The 388-nt window shown below is 39.2% G+C and carries 1 protein-coding gene; it reads left to right on the plus strand.

Translation table 11 applies throughout. The features are described from left to right. A partial coding sequence (locus tag E4T81_RS15520) for a nucleotidyl transferase AbiEii/AbiGii toxin family protein (protein ID WP_167762010.1) occupies positions 1-388 on the plus strand: 388 nt, incomplete at both ends.

The following is a 388-nucleotide window of genomic DNA, read 5'->3' on the forward strand; positions in this document are numbered from 1 at the left end:
GTGAGAATATGAGTGGCAATCAAGTTAAGATGCTTTTATCCAACTTGATGAAAGAGGTAACAGCCAGCTTGACGGAGGATAAATCCTTTTCAGATATATCCAAAGGCTCAAAATATAGGAAGCAAGCCTTCTCCTATGATGCTCAGGTGGGTTTAGATGTGTCTGTAAATCCTATTCCTTCGAGAATTGTTGTGGAAATCAGCGCATTTGCCAATCCTTTTCCTTATGAAAAAAGAATGATAGAGCCATTTGTAACCACATACCTGAAAAAGCGAAATATGGAGGATGTGGTGACTCAATACCACCTTGAACCTTTTGAGTTGAATGTGTTGTCCCTTAGACAAACCTTGTGCGAGAAAACTGTTTCTCTCATTCGATTCTCTATAAG

This window comes from Barnesiella sp. WM24 (assembly GCF_004570975.1).
In the GTDB taxonomy this organism is placed as follows: domain Bacteria; phylum Bacteroidota; class Bacteroidia; order Bacteroidales; family Muribaculaceae; genus Muribaculum.